Annotated in this window: 1 protein-coding gene and 1 pseudogene; both read left to right on the top strand. The window is 75.3% G+C overall.

Annotation, left to right across the window (positions count from 1 at the left end; translation table 11 throughout):
* Positions 1–314, top strand: a pseudogene (locus HCK00_RS26600) (hypothetical protein); the annotation flags it as partial.
* Positions 315–350: 36 nt separating this feature from the next.
* Positions 351–1,958 (top strand): condensation domain-containing protein (locus tag HCK00_RS26595; protein WP_168104600.1); only part of this gene is annotated, 1,608 nt, incomplete at its 3' end.

The raw sequence follows: 1,958 nt of genomic DNA, 5'->3' as shown, positions 1-1,958 counted from the left end.
CCGGCGACACCGCCATCGGCGGCTCGGCCGACGCGGACATGCCCGCCGTCCACACCCTCGAAGCCGGCGCGGCCGTCGTGGACACTCCCGACGGCCCGGTGCTCAGCCTTACGCTGAGCTGGCCCGCGGCGGCCCTGGACCAGGCCGCGGCCGAGGATCTGGGCCAGGCGTGGCTGGACGTCCTCGGCGGTCTCGCCGCCCACACCGACGGCCCCGGCGCCGGCGGACACACCCCCTCCGACTTCCCCCTCCTCGCGCTCGCCCAGAGCCAGATCGAGGAGCTGGAGGCCGGGCTCGCAGACGACAAGGCATAGCCGACGGCGCACGCTCCGGTGTGAGGAGAGAAACCGATGACCCGATCCGCAGTCGAGGACGTGTGGCCGCTGTCGCCGTTGCAGGAGGGGCTGCTGTTCCACGCCGCCTTCGACGACCAGGGACCCGACGTCTACACCGTGCAGTCCGCGCTGGCCCTCGACGGCCCGCTCGACCCGGCGCGGCTCCGCGCCTCCTGGGAGACGCTGCTGGGCCGGCACGCCGCGCTGCGCGCCTGCTTCCGCCAGGTCAGCGGGGCACAGACGGTGCAGGTCATCGCCCGCGACGTGACGCTGCCCTGGCGCGAGGAGGACCTCTCCGCGCTCCCCGGTCCCGAGGCGCTCGCCGCCGCCGGACGGCTGGCGGAAGAGGAGCGGGCCGAGCGCTTCGACCCGGCGGTCCCGCCGCTGCTCCGGCTGCTGCTGCTCCGCCTCGCGCCGCAGCGGCACCGGCTGGTGATGACCAGTCACCACATCCTCATGGACGGCTGGTCCGCCCCCGTCCTCATCGGGGAACTCTCCGCCGCCTACGCCGCCGGCGGGGACGCCTCGGCACTCCCGCCCGTCACGTCCTACCGCGACTACCTCGCCTGGCTGGGACGGCAGGACAAGGACGCCGCGCGGGCCGCCTGGCGTGCCGAACTGGCCGGCGCCGACGAGCCGACCCTCGTCGCCCCGGCCGCCGCCCCCGACCGGCTCCCCGTCTTCCCCGGGAACGTCAGCGGCGACCTCCCCGAGTCCCTCACCCACAGGACCGCGGAACTGGCCCGCGCGGCCGGCGTCACCGTCAACACCGTCGTCCAGGCCGCCTGGGCGCTGGTGGTGGCCCGGCTCGCCGGCCGCACCGACGTGGTGTTCGGCGCGACCATGGCCGGCCGGCCCCCCGAACTCCCCGGGGTGGAGTCGATGGTCGGACTGCTCATCAACACCCTGCCGGTCCGGGTCCCCCTCGACGGGGCGCAGCCCGTACGGGAGTTGCTCCAGCGGTTGCAGGAGCGGCAGTCCGCGCTCATGGACCACCAGCACCTCGGCATCCTGGAGGTGCAGAAACTCGCCGGGCCCGGCGCCGTGTTCGACACCCTGCTGGTCTACGAGAGCTTCCCCCGCCCGCCCGCCGGGGAGCGGAACCGCTCGGACCTGGCCATCCGGCCCGACGGATTCTCCCGGGAGGCCGCGCACTACCCGCTCACGCTCGTCGTCGCCCCCGGGGAGCGCACCCACCTCAAGCTGGAGTACCGCCCCGACCTCTTCGACCACGCCACCGCCGGCGGCGCCTTCACCGGCCTGGTGCGCGTGCTGGAACGGATGACGGCCGACCCGGCGGGGCCGGTCGGGCGCATCGGGGTGCTGGACGAGGGCTGGAGCGCGCCACGGGGAGTCACCGCTGCCGGCCCGTTACCGCCGGCGCCGAAGCGGGTGCCGCCGGTGCCGGAGCTGGTCGCGGGGCGGGTGGCGGCGGTGCCGGAGGCGGTGGCGGTGAGCGGCGCCGAGGGTGAGTTGTCGTATGGGGAGTTGGGTGCGCGTTCGGGTCGGCTGGCTGCGTTTTTGGCCGGTGTGGGGGTGCGTCGGGGTGATCGGGTCGGGGTGGTGCTGGAGCGGTCGGTCGGGTTGCCGGTGGTGTTGCTGGGGGTGTGGCGCGCGGGGGCC

Source organism: Streptomyces zingiberis (assembly GCF_012034935.1).
GTDB lineage: Bacteria > Actinomycetota > Actinomycetes > Streptomycetales > Streptomycetaceae > Streptomyces > Streptomyces zingiberis.
This window is presented reverse-complemented; position numbering and strand designations above follow the sequence as displayed.